The 25,678-nt window shown below is 40.7% G+C and carries 28 protein-coding genes and 1 pseudogene; 10 read left to right on the top strand and 19 right to left on the bottom strand.

All coding sequences use genetic code 11. The features are described from left to right. Positions 1 to 60: 60 nt before the first annotated feature. From E0D70_RS06120 to E0D70_RS06095, 6 genes are all read left to right on the top strand, one after another. Positions 61 to 972 carry a haloalkane dehalogenase gene (locus tag E0D70_RS06120; protein WP_133011388.1) on the top strand — a complete coding sequence of 304 codons (912 nt, stop codon included), beginning with the start codon at positions 61 to 63 and terminating at the stop codon, positions 970 to 972. 10 nt (positions 973 to 982) lie between these two features. Next, positions 983 to 1,723, top strand: coding sequence for an SDR family oxidoreductase (locus E0D70_RS06115; RefSeq protein WP_133011387.1), 741 nt, complete (start codon positions 983 to 985; stop codon positions 1,721 to 1,723). Positions 1,724 to 1,801: 78 nt separating this feature from the next. Continuing rightward, entirely contained in the window at positions 1,802 to 2,446 is a 645-nt protein-coding gene (locus tag E0D70_RS06110; protein WP_133011386.1) for an SDR family oxidoreductase, read from the top strand. Positions 2,447 to 2,525: 79 nt separating this feature from the next. Beyond that, the gene (locus E0D70_RS06105; RefSeq protein ID WP_124732370.1) at positions 2,526 to 3,224 is read left to right on the top strand and encodes a DNA alkylation repair protein; all 699 of its coding nucleotides are present in this window, start codon (positions 2,526 to 2,528) and stop codon (positions 3,222 to 3,224) included. Between the two features lie 20 nt (positions 3,225 to 3,244). Beyond that, positions 3,245 to 4,144: a haloalkane dehalogenase gene (locus tag E0D70_RS06100; protein WP_059747812.1), complete on the top strand. Its 900-nt coding sequence runs from the start codon at positions 3,245 to 3,247 to the stop codon at positions 4,142 to 4,144. A gap of 135 nt (positions 4,145 to 4,279) precedes the next feature. Then, positions 4,280 to 4,945 (top strand): DUF4336 domain-containing protein, encoded by a 666-nt coding sequence (locus E0D70_RS06095; RefSeq protein WP_059747811.1) that lies wholly within the window; start codon positions 4,280 to 4,282, stop codon positions 4,943 to 4,945. 561 nt (positions 4,946 to 5,506) lie between these two features. On the opposite strand, the gene E0D70_RS06090 is transcribed toward E0D70_RS06095, so the two are convergent. The 6 genes and pseudogenes from E0D70_RS06090 to E0D70_RS17770 form a co-directional block, all read right to left on the bottom strand. Next, positions 5,507 to 5,911, bottom strand: a complete 405-nt coding sequence (locus E0D70_RS06090) for a hypothetical protein (RefSeq protein WP_133011385.1) — start codon at positions 5,909 to 5,911, stop codon at positions 5,507 to 5,509. Positions 5,912 to 5,928: 17 nt separating this feature from the next. Further along, entirely contained in the window at positions 5,929 to 7,584 is a 1,656-nt protein-coding gene (ltrA, locus tag E0D70_RS06085) for a group II intron reverse transcriptase/maturase (protein WP_133011384.1), read from the bottom strand. A gap of 1,270 nt (positions 7,585 to 8,854) precedes the next feature. Next, positions 8,855 to 9,145: a type II toxin-antitoxin system RelE/ParE family toxin gene (locus E0D70_RS06080; RefSeq protein ID WP_165942875.1), complete on the bottom strand. Its 291-nt coding sequence runs from the start codon at positions 9,143 to 9,145 to the stop codon at positions 8,855 to 8,857. Continuing rightward, entirely contained in the window at positions 9,138 to 9,422 is a 285-nt protein-coding gene (locus E0D70_RS06075; RefSeq protein WP_207923214.1) for a type II toxin-antitoxin system ParD family antitoxin, read from the bottom strand. The genes E0D70_RS06080 and E0D70_RS06075 overlap by 8 nt, the downstream gene beginning before the upstream one ends. Positions 9,423 to 9,898: 476 nt before the next feature. Further along, positions 9,899 to 10,312, bottom strand: a complete 414-nt coding sequence (locus tag E0D70_RS06070; protein ID WP_207923213.1) for a zincin-like metallopeptidase domain-containing protein — start codon at positions 10,310 to 10,312, stop codon at positions 9,899 to 9,901. A 27-nt stretch (positions 10,313 to 10,339) separates the two neighbouring features. Further along, positions 10,340 to 10,479: pseudogene (locus E0D70_RS17770) on the bottom strand (hypothetical protein); the annotation flags it as partial. On the opposite strand from E0D70_RS17770, the gene E0D70_RS17620 reads away from it, so the two are divergent. Continuing rightward, positions 10,444 to 10,587 (top strand): hypothetical protein, encoded by a 144-nt coding sequence (locus tag E0D70_RS17620; RefSeq protein ID WP_240537002.1) that lies wholly within the window; start codon positions 10,444 to 10,446, stop codon positions 10,585 to 10,587. The pseudogene E0D70_RS17770 and the gene E0D70_RS17620 overlap by 36 nt on opposite strands. Positions 10,588 to 10,877: 290 nt before the next feature. Here the strand turns inward: E0D70_RS17620 and E0D70_RS06065 are convergent, their stop codons facing one another. The 8 genes from E0D70_RS06065 to E0D70_RS06025 all read right to left on the bottom strand — a co-directional run bounded on the left by E0D70_RS06065 (position 10,878) and on the right by E0D70_RS06025 (position 19,349). Next, complete coding sequence (locus E0D70_RS06065) at positions 10,878 to 11,402, bottom strand: JAB domain-containing protein (protein ID WP_133011383.1); 525 nt, start codon at positions 11,400 to 11,402, stop codon at positions 10,878 to 10,880. 270 nt (positions 11,403 to 11,672) lie between these two features. After that, entirely contained in the window at positions 11,673 to 12,398 is a 726-nt protein-coding gene (gene qatD, locus E0D70_RS06060; RefSeq protein ID WP_133011382.1) for a Qat anti-phage system TatD family nuclease QatD, read from the bottom strand. Beyond that, on the bottom strand, positions 12,395 to 13,726 hold the full coding sequence (gene qatC / locus E0D70_RS06055) for a Qat anti-phage system QueC-like protein QatC (RefSeq protein WP_133011381.1): 1,332 nt from the start codon (positions 13,724 to 13,726) through the stop codon (positions 12,395 to 12,397). Before qatC ends, qatD begins: the two co-directional genes overlap by 4 nt. After that, positions 13,726 to 14,553 (bottom strand): hypothetical protein, encoded by an 828-nt coding sequence (locus tag E0D70_RS06050; RefSeq protein ID WP_133011380.1) that lies wholly within the window; start codon positions 14,551 to 14,553, stop codon positions 13,726 to 13,728. The genes qatC and E0D70_RS06050 overlap by 1 nt, the downstream gene beginning before the upstream one ends. Continuing rightward, positions 14,553 to 16,313: a KAP family P-loop NTPase fold protein gene (locus tag E0D70_RS06045; protein WP_133011379.1), complete on the bottom strand. Its 1,761-nt coding sequence runs from the start codon at positions 16,311 to 16,313 to the stop codon at positions 14,553 to 14,555. The genes E0D70_RS06050 and E0D70_RS06045 overlap by 1 nt, the downstream gene beginning before the upstream one ends. A gap of 425 nt (positions 16,314 to 16,738) precedes the next feature. Beyond that, positions 16,739 to 18,385 carry a chaperonin GroEL gene (groL, locus tag E0D70_RS06035; protein WP_133011378.1) on the bottom strand — a complete coding sequence of 549 codons (1,647 nt, stop codon included), beginning with the start codon at positions 18,383 to 18,385 and terminating at the stop codon, positions 16,739 to 16,741. A gap of 57 nt (positions 18,386 to 18,442) precedes the next feature. Continuing rightward, positions 18,443 to 18,733: a co-chaperone GroES gene (locus E0D70_RS06030; RefSeq protein ID WP_133011377.1), complete on the bottom strand. Its 291-nt coding sequence runs from the start codon at positions 18,731 to 18,733 to the stop codon at positions 18,443 to 18,445. A gap of 136 nt (positions 18,734 to 18,869) precedes the next feature. After that, the gene (locus E0D70_RS06025; protein ID WP_133011376.1) at positions 18,870 to 19,349 is read right to left on the bottom strand and encodes an FxsA family protein; all 480 of its coding nucleotides are present in this window, start codon (positions 19,347 to 19,349) and stop codon (positions 18,870 to 18,872) included. Positions 19,350 to 19,397: 48 nt separating this feature from the next. Here E0D70_RS06025 and E0D70_RS06020 point away from each other — a divergent pair, with 48 nt between their 5' ends. Further along, positions 19,398 to 19,706: an MGMT family protein gene (locus E0D70_RS06020; protein WP_207923211.1), complete on the top strand. Its 309-nt coding sequence runs from the start codon at positions 19,398 to 19,400 to the stop codon at positions 19,704 to 19,706. An 84-nt stretch (positions 19,707 to 19,790) separates the two neighbouring features. Here the strand turns inward: E0D70_RS06020 and E0D70_RS06015 are convergent, their stop codons facing one another. Next, entirely contained in the window at positions 19,791 to 20,276 is a 486-nt protein-coding gene (locus tag E0D70_RS06015; protein ID WP_133011375.1) for a YajQ family cyclic di-GMP-binding protein, read from the bottom strand. Between the two features lie 85 nt (positions 20,277 to 20,361). Between E0D70_RS06015 and E0D70_RS06010 the strand changes: the two genes are divergently transcribed. Then, entirely contained in the window at positions 20,362 to 21,306 is a 945-nt protein-coding gene (locus E0D70_RS06010; protein WP_133011374.1) for a ketopantoate reductase family protein, read from the top strand. 67 nt (positions 21,307 to 21,373) lie between these two features. Here E0D70_RS06010 and E0D70_RS06005 read toward each other — a convergent pair whose 3' ends face one another. Together E0D70_RS06005 and E0D70_RS06000 are read right to left on the bottom strand one after the other, a co-directional pair. Next, positions 21,374 to 22,207, bottom strand: coding sequence for a CvfB family protein (locus E0D70_RS06005; RefSeq protein ID WP_133011373.1), 834 nt, complete (start codon positions 22,205 to 22,207; stop codon positions 21,374 to 21,376). Positions 22,208 to 22,262: 55 nt separating this feature from the next. After that, positions 22,263 to 22,823, bottom strand: a complete 561-nt coding sequence (locus E0D70_RS06000) for a DUF1415 domain-containing protein (RefSeq protein WP_133011372.1) — start codon at positions 22,821 to 22,823, stop codon at positions 22,263 to 22,265. A 207-nt stretch (positions 22,824 to 23,030) separates the two neighbouring features. Between E0D70_RS06000 and E0D70_RS05995 the strand changes: the two genes are divergently transcribed. After that, entirely contained in the window at positions 23,031 to 24,281 is a 1,251-nt protein-coding gene (locus E0D70_RS05995) for a DEAD/DEAH box helicase (protein ID WP_133011371.1), read from the top strand. A 111-nt stretch (positions 24,282 to 24,392) separates the two neighbouring features. Here E0D70_RS05995 and ribA read toward each other — a convergent pair whose 3' ends face one another. Both ribA and E0D70_RS05985 read right to left on the bottom strand, forming a co-directional pair. After that, a complete protein-coding gene (gene ribA, locus E0D70_RS05990; protein ID WP_133011370.1) occupies positions 24,393 to 25,007 on the bottom strand; it encodes a GTP cyclohydrolase II in 615 nt (204 codons plus the stop codon). A gap of 78 nt (positions 25,008 to 25,085) precedes the next feature. Then, positions 25,086 to 25,559 (bottom strand): Lrp/AsnC family transcriptional regulator, encoded by a 474-nt coding sequence (locus E0D70_RS05985; RefSeq protein WP_133011369.1) that lies wholly within the window; start codon positions 25,557 to 25,559, stop codon positions 25,086 to 25,088. Between the last annotated feature and the right edge of the window lie 119 nt (positions 25,560 to 25,678).

Raw genomic sequence — 25,678 nt, 5'->3', positions numbered from 1 at the left:
TTTAGCATTGATAACATTAACTTAAGCAAACTCAAGCAAACTACTTTCAGGAGAAATATTATGACGATTAAAGCATTAAGAACACCAGAAGAAAGATTCTCTGTATTACCAGCTTTTCCTTACCAACCTAACTACATTGATGATTTAGCTGGTTTTGAGTCTTTACGCATGGCCTACATCGACGAGGGTGATTTCTCATCTGAAAACACTTTTTTATGTTTGCACGGTGAGCCTTCTTGGAGCTACTTATATAGAAAAATGCTTCCTATATTTACGGGCGCTGGTCATCGTGTTGTTGCGCCTGATTTGTTTGGCTTTGGTCGCTCAGATAAACCCGTTGATGAATCAGTTTATACCTTTGATTTTCACCGTGATAGTTTAATGCGATTAATTGAACGCCTTGATCTGAAAAATATTACGCTGGTCTGTCAAGACTGGGGCGGAATTCTAGGGTTAACAATCCCAATGGATATGCAAGATCGATTCAAAAATTTGATTGTTATGAACACGGCAATATCGGTGGGTGAAACCGCCCCTGAAGGGTTTTATCAGTGGCGAGATTTCTGCGCAAATGCCCCTGAAATACCTGTCGGTGGTTTATTTGCCTGTGACGCAGGGTCAGCAGTGTCTGTGATGGATGTTATAGCTTACGATGCGCCATTTCCAGACAACAGCTATAAAGCAGGCGTAAGACGCTTTCCCGCCATGGTGCCTGTCGAGCCAACGATGGATGGCGTTGAACTTGGAAAACGCGCAAGAGAGTTTTGGTCAAAAGACTGGAACGGTCAAAGTTTCATGGCGATTGGCATGAAAGATACAGCTTTAGGCGAAGGCCCGATGGAGTACTTAAGAAGCTTTATTAAAGGCTGCCCTGAGCCCTTAAAAATTGCAGAAGCAGGACATTTTGTTCAGGAATACGGTGTTGAAATTGCAGAAAAAGCGCTTGTTCACTTAGAAATGAATAATAAATAGGCTATATCCAATGAATACAAATATAGAAAATAAAGTGATTGTTATAACGGGTGCTAGCAGTGGTTTAGGTGAAGCAACTGCGCGTTTTCTGGCTCAAAAAGGCGCTAAAGTCGTATTGGGTGCGCGTCGTAGTGAAAAACTAGCAGCTATCGTAAACGATATTCGTGCTCAGGGTGGCGAAGCTGAATATGTCACGATGGATGTCACCAAATCCGATCAGGTTAAAATGCTTGTCGACAAGGCGATTGAGACTTTTGGACGCTTAGATGTCATGGTCAATAATGCTGGCTTGATGTCGATTGCCCCAATGGCTGAGGTTAAGGTTAATGAATGGGATCGCATGGTTGACATTAATATCAAAGGGGTACTTTACGGTATCGCCGCTGCACTTCCCGTGTTTACCAAACAAAATAGTGGTCACTTTATTAATCTCGCTTCCGTTGCTGCACATAAAGTTTCACCGGGTTCGGCTGTCTATAGCGGTACAAAATTTGCGGTTAAAGCGATAACTGAAGGATTGAGAGCGGAAGTGGGTGGCAATATACGTACAACGCTATTATCACCCGGCTTAATTGATTCTGAATTAAAATTCGGTAGTTCGGATGAAGCCACCTCTAAGTTTGTTCAAGATATTTATAAAGTCGCCATTCCAGCTTTATCTATTGCCAAAGCTGTCGCCTATGCGATTGAACAACCAGATGATGTCGATATTAACGAAATTATTATCAGACCAACAATTCAAGACTTCTAATCTAATGTGAGTGGATCCTGCCTTTTTTGTATTTTGTTTGGCAGGTCAATTTAAAAAATTGCTTTAAAGGTATAAAAAATGAAAAAAACACTCGTTATTGGCGCTAATGGCCAGATTGGTAAAATAGTGGTTGAGTTGCTTCACAATCAGGATCGCCCAGTGCTCGCAATGGTTCGTAGCAAACTACAAGCTGAGAAGTTAGAAAATATGGGTGTAGAGGCTGTTGTTGGCGATCTTGAAACTGATTTTGAACACGCTTTTAAGGACTGCGATAAAGTAGTATTTAGTGCAGGTTCTGGCGGTAATACAGGCGACGATAAAACACTTCTAATAGATTTATGGGCAGCAAAAAAAGCAGTTGATTATTCTTTAAAGGAAGGTATACAACATTTTGTAATGGTAAGTGGTTTAGGCGCACAAGACCCTGACGAATTTGAATCAGAAATAAAACCCTATTTGGTGGCAAAGTATTTTGCCGATCAGTACCTATTATCCAGTGGCCTAAATTACACCATTCTTAGACCGGGACTCCTTACTAATGATAAAGGCAACGGGCTCATAACAACCACGCGTTCGACTTCTACGAATGATTTATTCATTAGCAGAGAAGATGTCGCTAAATCAATAGAGTATTACATTAATCGTGACGAAGTCAGTAACCAGATATTTGAACTTTATCATGGTAATGAAGTAATTAGCTCGGCATTAACCGCTAGCAATTAATTTATAACCAACGATTCGCTAACCACTATAAAATAATATATTAGCGAAAGAAGCTATTAATATTAGAGTTTTAAATAATATGCAAAACTACCTTCAAGAAATAGAAACAATCACTTCTAAAGCAGGTGAAACCGTTCCTTTACAAAGAAAAGCTTTTGAAAGAGGTTTTTCTTTTAAACACATGTCTTTTTATGAACAACTAGCGATATGGAGTTATATCTGGACTAACACAAAAGTGTATAGAGCAGAAATGTTTTGTTTGTATTTCTTGGAGGAGCATATTAAAAACAAAGATGAAATGCTGGCCGCTTGGCCAACGATTAAATTATGGCAAGACAAAATTAATCGATGGGAAACAAGCGATAGTATTTCAAAAATATATGCTCAATTAGTAGAATATCATGCAGAACTAATTTTGCCAACATATAAAAAATGGAATACGTCTGAAAACCCATGGCATAGAAGACAAAGCATAGTGGGTTTACTTTATTACAGCGCTCATAGAAAACACTATTTACCTTTTCAGGTACTTATAGATTTGGTAACACCTTTAATTTCTGACCACGCTTATTATGTTGAAAAAGGAGTGGGTTGGACACTTAGAGAAATAGGAAATATATACCCTAAAGAGCAGGAAGAATTTCTATTTAAAAACGCAACTAAAATTTGTGCTTACGGATATAGCGCGGGTACAGAAAAGTGGGATAAAACAAAACGAGAAAAACTGAAGCAAATTAGAAAAGCAGCAAGAGTTTTAAATCGCAAAAATTCAATTTAAACATTTAAAAAGGAATAAATATGTCAAACAACAAACCAATATCAGCAGCATTTCCTTTTGAATCTAAATTTCAAGCAGTATTAGATTCTAAAATGCATTATGTAGATGAAGGAGACAAAAATTCTAAAGATACTTTTTTACTCATACACGGAAACCCTACATCAAGTTATTTATGGCGGAACATTATTCCTCATGTAAGTGCCTTAGGTCGTGTGGTTGTTCCTGATCTTATTGGAATGGGTAAGTCTGACAAGCCCGATATAGATTATACATTTGAAGACCATATTACCTATTTAGATGCGTTTATTGAAAAGTTAGCCTTAAAAAATATCATTATAGTCATTCAAGATTGGGGTTCTGCTTTAGGTTTTAACTATGCCAATCAGCATAGAGAAAATATAAAAGGGATTGTTTTTTTTGAAGCTATGTCTCAAGTTTCTTATTGGAAAAATACGACCAAAGAGACAGAAACATTATTTAGAAAATTTCGTGACCCTGCAGAAGGGCATGAAATGATTGTTAAAAACAACTTCTTTATTGAGGCTATGCTACCCATGATGGCGGGCAGAGAATTAACTCAAGAAGAAATGGACCATTACCGAGCGCCTTATTTGGAAGAAAAGAGCCGTAAACCACTGCTTATGTGGCCTGGTCAAATTTCGTTTGATGGCGTCCCAAAATTTACCACTGACATTGTTAATTCATATAATGAATACCACAAAAATTCAGATGTGCCTAAGTTGTTATTTTATGCAGAGCCAGGACTAATCATTAATCGAGAATTAGGTGAGCATATCGCTGAAACGTGGAAAAATATTACTGCAGTAGATTTAGGTGAAGGAAAGCATTATCTACAAGAGTCGCATCCACATGAAATTGGTGAAGGTATTGTCGATTGGTATAAAAAAGTTATTAAATAAACACTAATTATAGGGCTAGTGGTCAAATAGAAAAATGCTTAAGCGTTATATTGGGTAGACTACGGAACCATGAGCAGATTTATTTGACCGCTATAATTTGACCGCTATAATTTGACCACGACAAAGGAAGTACCGATGGCAGCTAAATTATCCAAGTTTGAAGCAGTCGATGGCTCTGCTACATTATATACCGCCACCAAAAATAGCCTTAGATGCACGGCTATTAAACTGAGAACAGGTGGCGTTTGTTTATATAGTCCAGTGTCAGGCCTCAGTGAAGAGGCTAAAGATAGCCTAATCGAATTAGGCGAAGTCCAATATCTACTCGCCCCCAATACCTACCATAATGCTGGTTTGATAGAATACTCAAAAGCCTACCCCAAAGCGCATCTGGTGGCATCTGAGAGTGCTCATGCACGCTTGACTAGCAAGACAGGACTAACGTTCAAAGAATTATCATCGCTAGCCAATGCACTACCAGACGGGCTTACCTTGGAAGAACCCAGTGGTTTGAAAAATGGTGAGGTTTGGCTTATAGAGTCAGCGCAGATTGGCCATATTTGGCATGTTGTGGATGCCTTTTCGGGCCAAAAACATACTGAAGGCCCCCTATGTGACATTGTAAAAATGGTTAAAGTATTTCCTAATTTTGGTATTAAAGATCGAAAAGTCTTTGCCAGCGCGGTAATGCAACTTATTGAAATTTCACCGCCTAAAATTTTACTGCCTTGTCATGGTGCTTTAATTAAATCACCTGAGCTAGCTGATCAGATTCGAAATTTAATACTCGAACTTGGCTAGAGAATAGCGATATTATCCGCAATTAAAAAGAGTGCCACTTATAGTGGTTCATAGGCTTGACTACTCATTCAGAAATAAATTTTTAAGTCGCTTTGTGCCCCAAAGCGCCAAAGACTCTTAAAAATTTAATACCTAAAATACTGTTAATCGAATGTCCGCTTTTGGTATTTTAACCAAATTATAATTTTTTATTTGACAGATTCTTGATGAAATTTAGAACAATTCTATTATCTGACGCAGAGTTGATTTGCATCAGATTACTCGTCGCTAGATAAGACAAGGTTAACGTCCGGTTTCGTATCTTAGTGAGCATTAGGTTCGGCTGGGAGATAGCTTTCGCTTGCCCTCAATTAAGACATAGCAAAAGTATTATTAGATATTGATAAGCAGCGAATAAAAAAGCCTGAATATGACTATTCAGGCTTCGTTTAAACGGTTAGAGCTAAAGTAATAGATTTAAAATCGTCGGGTAAGAGAAGCCCATTACTGAGCCTCCCTCCCCTAAGAACTGTACGTGCGAATTTCCCCGCATACAGCTCAAGCCTTTATAAGCCTAGCAAGCTAGGCCAGCAACTTATTCTCTAAGGACTTGATATTTTCGAATATCTTACGATCGTCCTTCTCATATAAGACATTAGATGAGTTTAGTTCTTTCAGATTAACTGCACCCAGCCTCTGAATGAACTTATACTCAATCATAGTGACACCTTTAAGATCATTTGGGATAAGAAAGAGATTAAGTAAATCAAGAGTACGCTTATCATCAGGCAATACTACTCCAAGCACTTCCATTAGATATTCAATACCAGTGTCTGTAATTTCGATAGCAGAAATATTTTCAATCCCCTTTGTTTCAGGATGTGAAATATAGCCTAACTGTTTGAGTTCACGATATCCTTTATCGATTCTATCAACATTAGACAACTTGCGTTCGTTTATCAAAATTAAAAGCTCATTCTTTGACATTCTTATTCTCCAATCATTTAATCGTTTGAGTGTAGTCTACGATGACAATTGGGATGCAACAACACCAAGTTATCCAATTTGTCGCTCCCGCCCTTATGACGCTCTACCACATGATGAATGTTCCATCCTGTTTCGGGCGTAATCAGTTGGTTGCAACATGGACAACGGCGCTGTTGTCGTTTCCACAACGTAAAGGCTTTGCGCATCCCTATCTCCGATTGACGAAGAACATATTCCAAGCGTTGCTCAAAATACAACTCATCTTTTGGGTCATAGGGATTGGCTTCAGCCACTATTTTTCGGTGGCGTACTATTTTTGTATCCGCTGCATACAATAAGTGCATTTCTCCTTTGTCAGGAGACTGACCAAAGAACACCCAGTTCCGTTTACCAACGGTTTTGAAGTATTTCTTAACCACCCACCGCTTGTGACGGTTTGAGTGTCGTCGCTTGCACCATTGCCATAGCATTTTCCAGATACGGTAGTCTAAATATTTGAACGTTTCTTTTGCGGCGCCACCTCGATGATAGTTAGCCCAGCCACGAATAATCGGGTTGAGCTTTGCTATCAACAACCAAGCGGGTGCCGTTTTAAAACGAACAAATACGTCTTTTATCTTGGCCAGTACGGCTTTCAGGTTTTTACGAGACGGCTTGTTTAAAAACTTGCCACTGTATTTCCTGATATTCTGACCAAGGAAGTCAAATCCCACATCGATATGGGTCACGAGTGTTTTCTGTTTAGAAAGCGTTAACCCACGTTCCGCCATAAAGGCTTCAACCACAGGTTTTACTCTTTCTTGCAGTAACTCTTTGGATATTCCCGTAATGATGAAATCATCTGCGTAGCGCACATAATTCACCTTAGTTTTATACGATGCTTTTGTGTTCTTCTTCCCAAAATGGGATTCCAAAACACGTTCGAGACCGTCCAGCGCCCAGTTAGCCAGTAACGGAGAAATGATTCCGCCCTGTGGCGTGCCAGCCTCGGTTTTATGAATTTGACCAGACTCTACATAGCCAGCCTTTAGCCACTTCTTGACGATCCGCCTGTCCAGAGGGACGTTTTGGATCAACCAGTCATGGCTTATATTGTCGAAACAACCTTTTATATCCCCTTCAAGCACCCATTGTGCGGACGACTTGCGGCTTAGATTGACAAATAATTGCTCAATCGAATCTGCTGCCGAGCGCAATGGACGAAACCCATACGAGTTTCGGTCAGCCCACGTTTCTGTCACAGGTTCCAGTGCTAGCAGATATAACGCCTGCATAGCCCGATCCAGCATAGTAGGTATACCTAATGGACGGCGTTCGCCGTTCGATTTTGGTATATATACCCTACGCAGCGCTTTCGGTTTGTAGCCTTTTTGACGCAAACGAGATACCGCTGACCATTTGCTTTTAGGGGAATCCCAAGTCTCACCGTCGATCCCCGCTGTCTTACGACCTCGGTTTTCAGTGACACGTTTAATGGCGATTGCTTTGGCAGAAAAAGAATGCACCAACATACGTTGAAGCTGTTTAACTTTTCGCCATTGCTTTTCTTTAGCTGCCTTCGCGATCCGAACCTGTAGCTTTCTCACTGTGAGATGACTGGTTTCCCAGTCAATCTCATGCCATGAATTAGCAACGCGGGATGACGCAGGCGCTTCATTTGATGAGTTGCTCATCTTGCAGTCCTCCTAGATTAAAGAGCACCCACAAGATGAAGACGGATTTATCCCCACGAGGGGAAATAAATCTTTCCCCTCGTGGGTGTTCAATTGGTTATAGAGCCCGAAGACTCTACTTTCTATTTAATAGAAAGCTTTACAGGTTTTCACACGATTAAAGACCAGATGGAAGTCTGCGCCCTTTCGGGCCGAGGCAAAGTTCGAACCTCTATCCAACCCATTACAGATTGGCATTCGCTTTTTCCATCCTCCTTTACCCGCAACACCAACAGATCACCTTACGGATCACCTGCCCAGAGGGCAGCATTACGGGCTTACCGAGTTCCGATACTTTCACATTATTGGCTTAGGTTCTGTCTGTCCACCGGTGGTCATTTGTCAGCGTTTACCCAGATGTAAAAGGTAAAACCGACCACATACCATTTTGGTCAGAGCCTTATAGTAAAGCTTAGCTCTTTGCGGCTGACGGTGTTTATCAACAGTTCACTTGCGTTAACCATACCAATAAGCCTAGCACCTCATCCACGCCTTACTCGTGAAATCTATACCCACCCTCACGGATGAGTATTCCCGTGATGGGGGTTACATTGTCAGGAAGCTTCGCACCCCACCGTTACCAGTGACGCACTATCCCTAGGCTACTAATAGCTGAATATTAGGTCTCGCTACCTGCATAACAGGTGAGACAATGAGAAGTATCAGCTTACGCACATCGGTAGCTGACTGAGTATTTAAAACACACGATGATACCTGCCTCAATAAATCCCATTTAATAGCGGATAAATTTCAGCATGTCTTTGAAATGAATGAGTATCGATAGAATCGAGGCTCACACTTATAAAAATAACTCGGCTGATTAGCCTGCAGTTGTCTTAATAAGTTCGGGTTCACTTTGCGAACTTGAATTTCAATAGGCGATATACGCCCAAGCATAATACTCTCAATTAGAGAGTCCGATGCTCGGGGTTTAACGCCCGAACATCGGGTTTTGATTAATACTAGTTATTTCTGGTGGTGAAGTAGATACCAACAATGTTAGTATCTACTGACGTTATAGCCCAGAGAGGCTAGCTACCTCTGCGACTCTCGTCGCACTACATCATGCCGCCCATACAGCACTTATCTATCTGTTTTTATTGTAATAGTTAAATGGGATTCTGTTGTGATACCCCACCTTATACCCCTAGTTGTTTACTTCTGGATTTAACCTGTTGAATTTAAATTAAAAAATTTAATTTCATGTGATTAAAATCTTACCAAAGTAAGGTTAGAAGTGTTTTGATGGATCCATACGCTGATGAAGAATACGGGCAACATCAATACCACTTTCACTAATTTGATAAAAGACAATATGCTTCTCTACGGGAAAGCTTTTAGCGCCGTCATAAACATCGCTTCTTTCTCTACCAAAATCAGGGTATTGAGCTAACTTCAATAAGGCAGCATCGATAGTTTGAGCATACACCTTTGCCTGTGTACTTCCCCAAGATTCAATAGTTGATGAAATTATTTTGAATAAATCGGCTTCAGCTAAAGGAGATAACCTATAGCTAGGCATTGGTATTATCGCTCGCTGACTTGCTAGCGATTGATAGAGAAGCTTGTTCAAATATTTCCATTACACTGTGCTTTGACGATTCGCCAGCAGCTAGCTGTTCGAATCCTTTAGCGACTTCTTCTCGTAATATTTCAAGTTGCTGATTTTTAGCAGCGTCTTTCTCAAATAAAAGTCTCAAACCATCACGGATCACTTCACTTGCTGAAGTATATAAACCATCAGATACTTTCTCTGTGATCCTTCTTTCGAACTCTTTGCCTAAAGTAATATTCATCATTAACACTCCAACCATTCATTGATCACATTATGCGCATGATATGCACATAATTCAAGTTTGATGATAGAAAATAAAAAAAGCCCGAATATCGCTATTCGGGCTTTCGTTTAAATGGTTAGAGCTTCAGTAATAGAGTTAAAAATCTATTACATCATGCCGCCCACATACTCCCAAAGCCCTTTAATCACAAGGACTGCAGTATATGGGAGAAATAAAATACCCCTCATTATACCCCTAAAAATAAATCAATAGTCACATAATGAAGCTGATTGAAATTACTATCCTAATAGAACATTCATCGAGCTAGCTCTACTAGCACCTGTGCTACTACGGACATTATATAGCAGGGAAACTGCTGACAACATCACTCTGTAAATAGAATACTGTTAGGCAAATAGCTAGCCCTCTCAGCTCCATACTCTTTAAAGCCAATAATAAATACTCTGTCATTGATATAGTTTTCATAGCACTCTCCTTTAAGGTTGAACGGAATCTAGATAAGCCACTGCTTCTGATGCTCTAGCAGAAGCCCAGAACACGGATTTAGGATCTTTCTCTAATACATTGATCCAGCTAGCTATATAATCAGCATGATCTTGCCTAGGGCTATTAGTCACCCCAAGCTGGGCACAGGCAAAAGCCGAACCCAGCTCAGCAACTAACTCTTCCATTGCATAAGAAGCTTCACCAAAGCGGCCTGACATATCACGATCACGGCGAGACTTGATACCAGTCCAGTGTGTTAGTTCATGAAGCAGCACAGCATAATAAGCCTCTGTTTCAGTAGAAGTTTTAGTTCCTTTAAACAGTTCTCTATCTGGCATTACAATCTTATCCAGTGCCTTAGTGTAATAAGCCCTATCACCGTCATCCTCTTCAGTTTTAGGCAATGGTTTATAGATAACAATCTTGGAACCTTTCTCACCCTTAGCGACTTGAGCACCAAGAGATTGCCACTGTTTATAAGTTGCCCGCTGTAGCAATTATCAGTCGTTGCATTAACAGGCATAGCAGCTTGTTTATGCCAAGGCATTTCACAACCCTTACTGTCTTTCATAGCAGCAATGATGTGATTGGTAATTTCTTCATGCAGGTTGGTTTTCATTGTGATTCTCCAAACAGCAGTCACGGCAATGCCTCAGCAGTTAGCCGTGACGCTGATTAATATTTAAGGATTGATTAGGTTGATACGATCAGCAGAGTGCTGATTCGGTAAAGGTTTTAATTTAGTAGAAGGACTAGCGACATTAGAAAGCCTAAAACTGCGACCGCTGAGGGCGAGCGAAACGGCTTTTGTGTTTCGTTTGTCATCAGGGGTCTATCGTTTATGCACCATGCACAAAATAGCTCTCCTGATTAACTGAATAGAAATACGAACTCTCAAGATGGAATAGTGTTTTTAGAAACTGACGGAGCCACGGAGGATTAGCCCTATGCTATAGAGGTTTAAACAAGTTAAAGCAGTCCACGCTCAGCCATACTTACGTTCTCGGTTCCTCCTATAATTAGATGATCAAGAGTTCTTATGTCAATTAATGACAATGCCTCCTTCAGCTTTTTAGTAAGCTGAATATCTGCATTTGATGGCTCAGGTGAACCTGAAGGGTGTGGAGCAAAGATCACCGCAGCTGCATTATGGTGTAAGCAGCGCTTAAGAACTTCTCTAGGGTAAACTGCAGCACCATCGATAGTGCCTCGAAATAATTCTTCATAGGCAATCACTTTATGCTGCGAATCCATAAAGATAATGCCAAATACTTCATGCTCAAGCTTTCCAAGCTTGATCTGTAGGAAATGTTTTGTTTTCTCTGGTGAAGTTAATTGATCCGGACGAAAGTACTCCTTTTCTAAGATATCCAACATCAAGTTATACATATCATTTTCAGAAACAGGTTCAGACAATAGGAATCTATCATCCTCAGTTTTGATAAAAGCCGATAGGCTAATAAGTGAGTAGTTAGTATTGTTTGAGTTAGTCATTTCTAGACTCCTTAAGTTAATTAAGATGTCTACATGCTGTAGAAGTAACCCGGGGGCGGGTTCAGGAGGTCTCCACCTTTGATACTGGTACGTACATATAGGCACCAGAGCAGGAGCTAGAAAATGCTATATATTAATGGCGATTAAATACTTCGTAAGTGTTTTGAATCATTAACTATCACATAACTAAAAATTCAAAATTTATTTTTCAATCACCACATGTATAGAGTATGAGATTTAAGTTCTATTTTAATTCTTGTGAAAAACCATCTACGCCAAGACGTTTCGAAGATTCGTCTTTAACACACTAAATAGGTAATCAAGATCTGTTTGCCACTGACCTGCCAAATAGTCACAAACTCTATATGAATCAATTGGCTTTAGTGAAACGCCCTCTAAAGCAGCAAATGGGCCATCTGTTTCTATTAATATCCTATCTCTAGGAATCCACTCAATTACCTTTTTTCCTCTCTTTGAAACAGTCATTGCTGGACCTATTGAGAAATAACAGCCTAAAGATATTGCACGAGTCAATTCCTTTTTAGTCCCTAAAAACCAATGCAGTATTGGGACTCCTGCACCCGGATGTTTTTCCAGCTCATCAAGCACGCTAGTCACTGCAGATAGGGTGTGTATAGTCATGATTTTATTATCGTATTCTTGGCACTTTTTCAAAATATGCTGAAAGGCTTCAAGCTGTGATTCCATGTAAGGAGCATGATTTTTTGTACCATCTAAACCAATTTCTCCAATAAACCTAGTTTCTGAAACTAAAGAATCAAACAAAGGAAGTTCATGTAGCCTTTGATGAGCAAGCTGAGGATGCAAACCAAGAGATGTATTAAATCTTGGTAACTTACTTGTCAAAGCATAGGTGCCATGCCATGCCTTTGGAGTAGTAGTTACAGATAAAACATACAATCTATTTTGAATACATTCATCTATAACTGCCTGCGGATCAGGATAAAGGTCTATATGGCAATGCAAATCCATCATAAAACTTTTTCTTTCTTAAAGAATATCCCAACCTCATTCAATCCTCTTCTAAATACATCTACAAGAGGATCTCTTTCATTCTTTGCGTCAGGCAAAGGTCCACTTTCACGAACCCATCGTGAAGGATCTTTCATTTTTTGAAGTTTGATATGTGCTGCGGCTAGCGCTAGGATGTCATCCTTAGAATCGCCACTTTTCAATTCATTTTGTAGCTTCTCAGAATCATAATTTGCATCATTTGATAGACCAGCAGCATGAACTGCAGACCTACGAATAACACAAGGTACGCATCGACCGCACTGAATTCCTTTTCTGTGCCAGTTACTACAGGATACTGTATGCGAAAGGGCTTTCTTCAAGGATGTTTCATCCTTACATTCCTTTAACATTTCACCCTTTGTTTTGTAGTGATAAGGATTTGTTATAGAGATGTCGAATCCGACTATATTTAATAAGTCTACTATCTGCGTCAGGAAATATGGGTGCGTAGTTCTAGTACTCAATGACCCAATCCTTCTTCTGCTCAATGGAGGGTTTAAAGAGATATAGCCATTTTCAGGAATTATAATTTCTCCAGCTGGGCTACCATTAACTCTCTGTATTGCTGACACTCCAACAACTGCCATTGCGAGGAAGTTAAAACTTCTTCCTCTCATTGTAATGTCTGTTTTTCCTTCTAATCTATTAATTAGATGAGGATCAGCATTGAATGATAATCGAGAATACTGCCCTTGAGTTAAAACTTTTTCTACTTGGTTTTGCTTAGTCGCATCACCTTTATAGGCGTGACTTACTAATAAGGGCCTACGATCACCTCCATTAATAATATCTATCGCACCTACAGCACTGTCCAATCCCCCAGAAAACAGGCAAACACAATCAAGCCCTTTTAACGTTCTTCTTTTCTCTGCAGCTTTCTTACTCGTCTTTATTTTTGGAGGTGCTAAACCACCCGTAGTAAAAATTAAACTCCACATATCTCCAGTCAAAAAACCCAACGCTTTTTCAAGGCGGGCAGATACATCATTCCACTTATCTGGTCTGCAAAGTGGAATTTGTAGATTAAGCTCTCTAGCCCATGCATTTGGTGAGTTATCTCTTTGTACAAATGTATCAGCAGCCGTAACTGCCATAGCAATGGTTAAGAAATCAAATGATTCTACTGAGACACTGCAACCAAGATCTCTTATTTTTTCAATCACTGGCCTAGCGATACAACTCGATGATAAAGAATTCCACTTAAACTTGTCATACAACTGTACCGGATGGCACTCATCGCTGAACTCAGGAAGCTTTTTTGGATTATGATGAAAGACTACATCTGTCATTAGAACTGCTCCCACTCAGATATTGTTTCACTTATAGCTGACGCTTGGACCTGTGAAATTTGATCTTGGGTTATTGTCGATACATCACCGCCAGATATAGTCTCAAATTTACTATCTACAACCACTCTGACTAACTCCCTAAGTTCATTCTCCATACTTATTTGCCTGATCGCAGTTTCTGCATGAAACCAAGCCCTTCCCATATCAATTAATATTTGCTGAAAGACCAAATCTGTAATATATAAAGTATAAATCTCACCCATTAATTCAGGAGAGAACCCTACATCATCGATATATTCAGACTCTTGAAGTGCTTCACTTAATGCAAAATTAAGCGCTGTTCTTACAACATCTGCATCAGCTGAATTTGGAGTTAAGTGGGTTACTATCTTGTCGATTGCTTGATCTGTAGTTAAGCCGGATAAACTTTGTAGCGCTAAATTACCAGAACTAGTTTGTACAGAATTGCCATTTAGAAGACCGAAGAGTCCACTACCAGCTGTGATTCCACTGGCTAATCTTTTTGCTGCACCACTACCTTTGCCAGTCGAATTTCTTGAATAATGACCAAGCGATCTCTTTAAATCATCTCGACTACCTGACTTTGCATAATCACCAAAAGCCCTTCTTGCACTTTGAAACCTAGTGGATGAAGAGTCTGTATTTTCAGGTTTTGGAATATCATACTGGACATCTCCATTACTTACTTCAACATCACCTCCGTCAGAAGCAGGATCTGAAATAACTATCTCACCTCCTTCTTCAGCCCACGGTGGAACTAGTGGATTTTTCCCGGTTGGCCCACTACTAGACATTGAGGTACCCATTATTGACTAAGCTCCTTTAAAATTGGTGACATCCACCGTTGCTTTGACAAACTTGATAAGTACTGAAATAAGTATTTTTTGCACTCATTATCATTACTCGAAAGCAATATTGCACCATTAAGTCCAAGAGGCATTGAGTTCCAAGTTGAAATGGTCCTTAGATGATTAACAATTTTTTCCATAACAGGCAAGTAGTCAGCTTTAGGCGTTTTAGAAATTTCTTCTTTAGCCTTCGGACTATTACGAGTATTTACAGTCAAAAGAAGTGCAATTAAATCTTTCGCTGCTGTAGAAATGGCATCTGAAACATTTCCCAATGGAAGCGTTTCTCTACTTAAATATGCAGCTGCTCTTAAATCAACTCCACCTAAAAGAGGAGGAAGTTTCACCCATTCATCTAAAAAGCTCTCTATATGCTTCCAAGATTCAGGAATCTCATCATCAAAGTCGTCATCTTCAAGGTCTTTTAAAATATCAGGAAAACCTTTAGCCTCGTCGATTTGTCGGTATAATTCAATAGTTGCTTCATTTCCTGCACAGCGCTCAAAGATAACTAGCTTCGTGATTAATGATTCATCCAAATTCATTGATCTTCTATCTGAAACGCGCTTCCTCATTTTAACTACATTCAATAAACGCTTAACAATCCTTGGATTACCACTAATTCGAGAAGAGCCTGCTAATAATGGAGTTATACGCTCAGCCACATTCAAAGAACTATCTAATTTTTCTTTTAGCTTGTCATCTAGCATTGAGACTTTTGATATTAATTCAGAAACCTGAATGGGCGCTTCTTTCCACGAATTTTTTAGAGAAGTAGATAGAGCTTCTTGCATAACTATTAAATTCTCATCTTCTACGCCTAGATCTTTGGCTAATAGCATGAATAGATATGCTCTTGTTTCTAATGCTCCAGGTTTCGGTACTTTTATAGGTACCTGAATTAGCTTATCTAGGTAGTCAGTTTGATGCCTTTCCGTAGCACCTTTATGGTACTCTCTTACAGCAGAACGAATCATGTCCTCATCTGCCGCTATAACAAAAGCTGTGTTTGGTAGAAATAGAAATAAACGTATAGCTTCCAACGTGTGTATTGCATTTATTGGCGTGCACCGATCTAAATTATCAATATATACAACCAATGGACGACCTACTTCACTTAATAATAGGCTGTACTCTTCTCTAAATGCTGATATTTCCTGTGGAGGAGACTTTACTACTTTCTCATTAATTAAACCTTTGGTGCTTTTTCGAACTTCTTTCAAGCTTTTAGCACCATTTGTAAATGACTCTTCTAGATCGATCTCATCATCAGAAATAGTATCATTGGCAAAGTTTAAGAACTTACCAATAGCACCGAAAGTTGGCACCCCGAAAGCTGCTGCACCTACATCCGCGGCAACACCAAGGGCTCTTATTTTATTAACTCGCTTTCCAAGTGATAGCGCCTTATCCAAGTGACCTTGATTATTTTCTGTTTCTTTGATTAAAGAGTCGGCTATTGCCTCTAAAATTGAAGCTCTTGCATCGTCATAGCCTTGGTACAACCATGCATCAAAATGTATATGAATATAATTATCACCCTGCCTTTCTAGGGCCGACTCTATCAATTTTAATGTTGTTGATTTTCCAGCACCCCAGTCTCCAAATATCCCTACAGATATTGGCAACAGCTCTGGAGTATTAATAATATCGGCTACCGATTCAGCGATTTCTGAAAAATTCAAATAGTCTAGTTTTGACTCTGCATCTGACCACATATATCCATCCCTAATTTAATTTGTGGCACCACTGCTATTGATTAAAAAGCAGTGTCTAATCCCTAACTCTATCAGTATTACTACAATCACTGTTTATATATTTACCAATAATGACAGGCCATTGCCGTCACTTTTCTTAATCTGCGCTTTACCTTCGGGACAGGTTAAACGCTTCACTTCCATTGCTGTTAATGCCATAAAATCACCTTATCTTTTCGATAAGTAGGGGTACCATGAGGGGTATCACCGGAAATATACACCAGAATTCTAGTGCATTGATATAGCGATACCCCTCATTAGACCCTAAATATCATGCGATTCAACGTAACTTCATGCGACTAGATAGGACTTAAAGGCAATAAAAAAGCCCGTAAACACTAGGCTTACGGGCTTCATTAGAACTTAATGAGATTAAGTTGGGGCGTTTACATCATACCGCCCATGCCACCCATTCCGCCCATGCCACCCATATCAGGCATAGCTGGAGCGCTTTCCTGAGGAGCATCAGCAATCATTGCTTCTGTGGTGATCATAAGACCAGCAACAGAGGCCGCTGCTTGTAGCGCTGAACGAGTTACTTTCGCTGGGTCAAGAATACCCATCTCTAGCATGTCGCCGTATTCGCCTGTTGCTGCGTTGTAACCGTAGTTACCTTCGCCTTGTTTTACTTTATCCACTACAACAGACGCTTCTGCACCAGCATTGGATACGATTTGACGCATTGGCGCTTCCATCGCACGTAAAGCAAGCGCGATACCAACGTTTTGGTCTTCGTTCTCACCTTGAAGGTCGACTACTTTTGTTAGTGCACGAACCAGCGCAACACCACCACCAGCAACCACACCTTCTTCTACTGCAGCGCGAGTTGCATGAAGCGCATCGTCTACACGCATTTTCTTCTCTTTCATTGCCAATTCAGTAGCCGCGCCGATTTTGATAACCGCAACACCGCCTGCTAATTTAGCAACGCGCTCTTGAAGCTTCTCTTTATCGTAATCAGATGAAGAGTTAGCGATTTCAGCACGAATTTGCTCAACACGACTCGTAATGTTTGCAGCAATACCTGCACCATCAACAATCGTTGTACTTTCTTTAGTCAAAGTAACACGCTTAGCCGTACCAAGTTGTTCGATTGTTGCTTCTTCAAGCTTGATACCAATCTCTTCTGAAACAACGGTTGAACCTGTTAGAACAGCGATGTCTTGAAGCATAGCTTTACGACGATCACCAAAACCAGGCGCTTTGGCTGCAGCAACTTTAACGATACCGCGCATAGTGTTCACAACAAGAGTTGCTAACGCTTCACCTTCAACGTCTTCTGCAATGATCAACAATGGACGTGATGCTTTAGCAACACCTTCCAAAATTGGTAGCAAATCACGGATATTAGAAATTTTCTTATCAACCAAAAGAATGAATGGATTTTCTAGTTCCGCACTCATTGTTTCTTGGTTGTTGATGAAGTAAGGAGATAGGTAGCCGCGGTCAAACTGCATACCTTCTACTACTGCTAGCTCATCTTCAAAACCAGAACCTTCTTCTACAGTGATCACGCCTTCTTTACCAACGCGCTCCATTGCTTCAGCAATGATTTTGCCTACTGAAGAATCAGAGTTAGCAGAAATAGTACCGACTTGCTCTACCGCACGAGTATCTTTACAAGGCGTAGAAAGTGCAGCAAGTTCTTTAACAACGGCAGCAGCGGCTTGATCGATACCACGCTTAAGATCCATTGGGTTACGGCCAGCAGCAACCGCTCGTAGGCCTTCAGTAATGATCGACTGAGCTAGCACTGTTGCTGTTGTTGTTCCGTCACCAGCGACATCATTGGCTTGAGAAGCAACTTCTTTCACCATTTGAGCGCCCATGTTTTCGAACTTATTTTCTAGTTCAATTTCTTTCGCTACTGTCACGCCGTCTTTAGTGACAAGCGGTGCGCCGAAAGATTTTTCAATAACAACATTACGACCTTTAGGTCCTAATGTTACTTTTACTGCATCTGCAAGAACGTTTACGCCTTTTAGCATTTGCTGACGTGCGCTATCTCCGAATTTAACTTCTTTAGCTGCCATTTTCTTATACCTTAACTGTTGTAAGTGTTATGAATAGTAATAGAACTGTGGGACGAGTTAGGCTTCAACAATGCCGTAAACTTCATCTTCTTTCATGATAAGCAGTTCTTCACCTTCGATTTTAACAGTTTGACCGGAGTACTGGCCAAACAACACAGTATCACCGACTTTAACGGCTAATGCTTGCACATCGCCATTGGATTGAATACGGCCAGTGCCAACAGCTAAAACCTCACCTTGAGTAGGCTTTTCTGTAGCAGATCCTGGTAAAACAATACCAGATGCAGTTGTTGTTTCTTCTTCTTTACGTCGAACAACGACACGATCGTGCAAAGGACGAATATTCATTGATCAATCTCTCCAATTAAAAACAAAGTAAAAGCCAGGACGTCCCTGGCAGGACTACACTCACCGTCATAGGGCAAGTAACTATCTCGAATTCTTATATACGGCTAACAAAGTGCATTTCAACCCTTAGCCGCAATTATTTTTTATCAATTAAATCATGATTATCATCTGGCTCTTTAGAATACTCTCCATCAAAAGTATCCCCTTCTTTTTCAGAAAACTGACTACTTTGGAAATTCCATTGACTACCGCGTTTTACCATGGAGGCGATAAAGTTAACAACCAAGCCAGCCGCCACCAGTTTACGAACAGGCGGGATCAATAAAAGCGCACCAATTGAATCGGTAATGAAGCCTGGCATTAAAAGACACAAGCCAGCAAACAGCAACATAATACCTTCAGCCACTTCAGATGCTGGCAATTCACCTCGGCGAAGTTTCTCTTGCGCCTTCATTGACGTTTCTAATCCTTGCTTACGTATCAAGGTCACCCCTAGAATAGCAGTCAGGAAAACCAAGCCAATGGTAGGCAAAGCACCAATACTACTGCCCACTTTAATCAAGAGCGTTAACTCAATGACTGGGACTAGAATAAACAATAAAAGCGCAATTCTCATATCTACCTTCTTTATAATAAGTTCAACTCAGTATTTAAGGGCGAAGTGGTGACTAATCAAGCAATAGACCATTTTAAATCACAAGTCTTTTTAATTTTGAACAGCGTACCTCACGGCGAATGCATTGCCTATGGTGAACTAGCCAAACTTGCAGGTTTTCCTAATCACGCTAGACAAGTGGGCGCGATGATGAAAAATTTACCCAAAGACACCAAATTGCCATGGCACCGGGTGGTGAACTCGCAACGAAAGATCAGCTTCCCAGAGAACACAGACGGTTATTTACGCCAGAGAGAGAAGTTAGAACAAGAAGGATGGGTAATTATTGGTACAAAACTGGCCATGAAGACCGACTAAAAAAATACCAAGCCGATTAAGCTTGGTATTTATCATTCATATCACAAAGAAAAGAACGCTGCCTTTTGCTCTTGCTAAGTATCACTAATCTCGAAAGTTAGTAAATTGCACTGGCTGATTCAGGTCCGCACCACGCAACAACGCCATAACCTGCTGTAGATCATCGCGTTTTTTACCTGTCACACGCAATTGATCACCTTGGATTTGCGCCTGCACTTTTGCCTTGCTGTCTTTGATCAGTTTAATAATGCGTTTGGCTTCGTCGGTTTCAAGCCCTTCTTTCATTTTGACTTCTTGCGACACCCTCATATTGCCTTTCACAATGGCTTCTTTTTCTAAACTTTTTAGATCGATGCCACGCGCCACAAGCTTCTGGTTCAATATATCAGACAACTGACGAAGCTGAACTTCTGCTTCTGTCGCCATAACAACACAGCTTTTGTCTTTTACTTCATAGCTTGCTTTTACGCCTTTGAAATCATACCGTGTGGTGATTTCTCTGTTCGCTTGGTCAACGGCATTGGTCACTTCGTGCCAATCCAGTTCGGAAACAACGTCAAATGATGGCATTTTTATGCTCCTTTACATGGTCAATAATGGATTTGGGCGCGATAATAACAGGGATTGAAATAAAATACCTAATGGAAGTCTTATTATGAAAACCACAACTTGGCTCGTTGTCGGCGCTGGCGCCATTGGTCTACTCTGGACCTGCAAACTTAAAAAGCTCGGCTTCAATGTCCATTTAGTTTATCGAAACGAAGACCCCAGCAACCTAATTACGCTAGACGACTCACTCGCAGGGGAAGAAGACACACCCACATTATCTGACTATAAAATCAAACGTTTCAAAGCATCCAAGCTAAATCAAAGCTACGATAAAGTACTCTTTTGCACCAAAGCCTACGACTTACAAGACGCCTACCATGCTGTCGAACCACACCTAAGCGAAACCGCAGACATTGCTTGCCTCTGCAACGGCCTTGGCGCTCAAGAAAAACTACAGCAGGCTATTAAACCAACACAAACATTGTGGGCTGGCACCACCAGTGAAGGCGCGCTAAAAATCGCGCCAAACAAGGTCAAACACACAGGCCTTGGTGACACGTATTTCGGACAGTGGCTCGCCTCGAAGGAGAACAAGCACTTCCCTATTCCTTCTTTTGAAGTGGTGAACATCCACCAAAGACTGATAGAAAAACTGGCCGTCAACGCCATTATCAACCCAATCACCGCCATTTATGGCATCCAAAATGGTGATATTTTAAGCAACGACTACGAAAATCTTTTTAAAACTGCCACCGCTGAACTGGCCGATTTTTTTACTCAATCTAATTTTTCGTTACTAGAACACAGCAAGCACCTAACCACTGATAATCTAATCAATCGCATTTCAACGGTTGCTCAGCTAACGCGTCTCAACCGTTCATCCATGCACGAAGATTTGCGACTAAAAAGACAAACCGAAAACGAATTCATCTCAGGCTATTTGATCGAACAAAGCAATAATTCCCTACCCATTCAAGCCGCACTTCACCAAGCCGTCGCCCAACCTGAGCAGCGCGAAGAGATCAAAAAAAAGCTACTAAACACGGTTTAGTAGCTTTTTTAAAATAACTTAATCTTTCGCTTTGGCTGGCATCAAAAACACCAAGCACGTCAAGACATTAGATCTTACTGATTTTCTCTTTCGTCAGCTGAATTTTCTTGTCTTTATAAAGTGCGCCTAAGGCTTTTTTGTACGTCGCTTTACTGACTTTAAAGACTGCATAAATCGCTTCTGGAGACGCTTTATCTGTCAATGGTGACTCACCGCCATGGGCGTCCAAATAATCCATAATATCATCTAAGATATTACGAACTTTTTTGTAGCCTACTTCTTGAAGGCTTAAATCGATTTTGCCATCTTCACGAATACGTTTGATGAAGCCAGTGGTTTTTTCGCCTTTACGAAGCTGCCTAAACGCATCTTCAAAAAACAACACCCCCCAAAAACGATTTTCAATAATGCATTTAAAACCAATATCGGTTTTATCACCGATAATAATCGAGACTTTATCACCTGATTTATAAGGCGCTTCTTCTCGATTGAGCAATGTATCTATTCTTGTCGTTGCAACAATACGATTGGTGATGTTGTCTAAGTAGATAAAAAGTAAATGTGTCTCACCTTCTTCCACTCGGTTCTTTTGCTGACTAAAAGGCACCAATAAATCTTTTGGCAACCCCCAGTCAAAGAACGCACCCACTTGGTTCACGGCAATGGCCGTCAGCCCTGCAAACTCGCCGACTTGTGCCTTCGGAAGGTCTGTCGTTGCAATTAATTTATCTTCTGAATCTAAGTAAACGAATACTTCCACGTCTTGACCTATCTCAAGACCTTTAGGAACGTAACGTCTAGGCAATAAGATTTCACCTAACTCTTCGGCGTTTAAATACACACCAAACTCTTTTTCTTTTACGACTCTTAACGTATTTAAGCGCCCAATTTGTGTAGCCATGAATTCTCCGGCATTAAGTTTTTACGCATTATAACCCATCACTAACAAGCCCAAACTAAGCGTCTGGTGTTTGCATGCTATTGGATAATATTTTTTCCAATGACTCTTTTCCCATTTCTTCCATCACATCAATATTGCGCTCTGGAATAGCGTCGGTATCACCATAGAATTCTATGGCTTTTTCAACACTCGCCTCACGCAGCAAATGCAACATAGGATAGGGAGAACGATTGGTGTAATTTGAAACATCTTCTGGTTCGGCACCAGAAAAACAATAATTTGGATGAAAGGTCGCCAATTGATATACGCCCTCACATTCTTGCTCGAACATAATATTTTCCGCTAGATCAACAAAGTCCAAATAACGGTAAAAATCACTAAACAAGGTCGGAAACACAATGATCGTTGTTTCCGTTTCTGGGTGCTCATCCAGCCAATGCACCTCAGACATCAATTCTTCAAGCGCTACTTGCGATTTTTTAGAACGCACGACCACGAAGCGAACACTTTCTCGCTCCATTTCACGCTTTGCAAAAGGGCAAATATTCAGCCCCACGATAAAATCATTCACCCACTTAATGGTTTGGGTGGTTACCAGCTCATCTGACAAATGCATGGTTATCTTCTTCCTATGATTTCGCCATTTTAGAGCAAAGCACCGAACGGGTCTAACTTAACTCGTCATGAAATAAGGTTTCGATTTCGAAACACCATAAAACAAGGTATTATTATGCGTTATGCAGACCATTACACTACTACATTAGCGTAATGCAAGAGAGAGGTTTAACTCGCTGCACCTTTTCCCCCGCAATAGAGAGTGTACATGTTATTTGATGAACTAGATCTTGATGCCACAATAGAGCGTGCCATTATGGACATGGGGTTTGAAACCCCTACCCCGATACAAGAACAAGCTATCCCTATTGCTTTAGACGGATCAGATTTACTAGCAACAGCCCCAACAGGAACAGGGAAAACCATTGCTTTTTGTGCCCCTGCAATCCAGCATATTCTTGATCGGGATGAGCAATCCACTACGGCGCCTAAAGTGATGATTATCGCGCCAAGCCGAGAACTTGCTCGCCAAATATACAATGTCGTGATTGAATTGACTGCGTACACAAGAATCGAGTCACAGCTTATTATTGGCGGCATTCCTTACGGCATGCAACAACAACAATTAAGCGAAAACTGCGACATATTAGTTGCCACTCCAGGACGCTTAGTAGAGCTAGATGAGAAACATTGGCTTGATTTAAGCGATGTGTCTTATTTCGTCATTGATGAAGCCGATCGCATGCTAGACATGGGATTCTCAACGGCCATTACTCGCTTAGCAAAACTGCTGCCTAAAGAGCATCAAACATTGATGTTTTCTGCCACTTTAGAAGGCGAGAAAATGGGCCGCTTTGCCAGCGCCTTACTTAACGACAGCACTGAACAACTTCGCCTTGGTGAATCTGCTCGCTCCGTCCCCAATCAAATTCGTCAAGTTGCTTATCGAGTTGATGATGAAGAACACAAAGAAGCGATTTTAAAACACTTGCTTACGCTGGACAGAGTCCAACAAGCCGTGGTGTTTGTTTCTAACAGAGAGCACGTTGATGTTTGGGTTCAGCGCATTCGTAAAATGGGCTTGATGTGTGATGGCCTACACGGCGAAATGAAACAAGGCGATCGTAGCGAGCATTTAAAGCAAATGGTTCGTGGACGTTTACAGATATTAGTGGCGACCGATGTTGCATCGCGCGGTATCGACCTTCCTGAAATAAACACCGTTATTAATCTTCGCTTACCTCGCAAAGCCGACACTTATGTACACAGAGCGGGTCGTGCTTCTAGAGAAGGTGAACCAGGCGATTGCATCTCTTTAATCGATGTCAACGACCTACCTATGATCGAGAAGATTCAACGCTTCATGCAAGCTAACATTAAATTTGGCCGCATTGAAGGCTTGGAAGCGAAAAGCAAAGCTCGCTCACAAAGCAGTCGCCCGAGAAAGAAAAAAGCACCTAGTAAAGCGGCCATGAAAGCGACCGCTAAATCGAAAACTAAAGCTAAAATCAAAAAATAGAACTGAAAAACAAAGCTGGAAACTAGAACTAAATAAGTCGAACAGCGGACACAAAAAAGGGCTTTTGAAAAAGCCCTTTTTTTTGCATCTAACTAACCACTTATCGTTGTCTTATTCATCAATAAACGTCAGCGTGTGATGCTTACGATTGGCTTTAGTATGCAAATAAGAGCGGTTATGCTGATTGACATGCACTTTCGTGGGAATCAATTCAGCCACTTCGATACCATGCTCTTGCAACTGCTTTGCCTTGTCTGGGTTATTCGTTAACAAACGAATTTTTGTCACACCCAATGCTTTCAACATTTCTGCTGCCACACCAAAGTCGCGATCATCGTCTGGTAAATGCAACATTTCATTCGCTTGGTAGGTATCGTAACCTTGGTCTTGCAAAGCATAGGCTTCTAACTTAGCGTACAAACCGATACCACGACCTTCTTGACGCAAATAAAGAATATAACCGCCTTCTTCATCAATGCGATCAATGGCCTCATCTAACTGCTCACCACAATCACAGCGCCCTGAACCAAACACGTCCCCAGTCAAGCACTCAGAATGCAAGCGCACCAAAGGAACCTCATTTTTAAACGCTGTATTTTTTCCTTCACAGAAAATGCCGATGTGCTCTTTGCCTGATTCATCTCCATTAAAAGAAATAAAATCAGCCATTACGTCGCCCGCTCTTACAGGAATCTTCACTCGACGCTTAACCGTTAACTGATTCATTGACACTCACTCTCTTTATAAATAATGCTGTTATATGCGTGTATTATAAGTACTTTTCAATACGAGAACTAAGGAAAACTAGATTAAATGATCTAACGGCAGCGAGGTGCCATCTTTGACACTTCGTAGCAAGAAACTAGATTGAACGCCTGTCACACCAGGAATACGCGTCAGCTTCCCCAACAAGAAGTCATGATATTTCTGCATATCCTCAACCACCACTTCGAGCAAATAGTCACAATTCTGCCCGGTAACCAAGTTGCAATTTCGCACTTCAGGAAAAGCATTTACTTCTTCTTCGAACACACTAAAACGATCTGGCGTGTGTCGATCCATGCTGATCTGCAAAAAGGCCGTCAATTTCAAACCCAAGCCTGAGCGTTTAAGTAACGTTACCTTGCGATCAATAATACCACTTTCTTCCAACGCCTTTACCCGCCGTAAACAAGGCGAAGGAGACAATCCCACTCGATCAGCCAACTCCTGATTGGTAAGACTAGAATCTTGCTGAATCTCCTTCAATATACTTAAATCAATCTTGTCAAACTTCATAAACCCACCATTTTCACCCGATTTTTCCACATATTAGCAATTTAATGCCAAAGAATATGTGATTTTTATTAAAAAACGCAATCTTTTACCCAAGGTTTTTCGTTACTATAGAAACATCA

It is taken from the genome of Marinomonas flavescens (assembly GCF_004352835.1).
Classification (GTDB): Bacteria; Pseudomonadota; Gammaproteobacteria; order Pseudomonadales; family Marinomonadaceae; genus Marinomonas; species Marinomonas flavescens.
The sequence above is the reverse complement of the archived record's forward strand: the minus strand, read 5'-3'. Positions and strand labels throughout refer to the sequence as shown.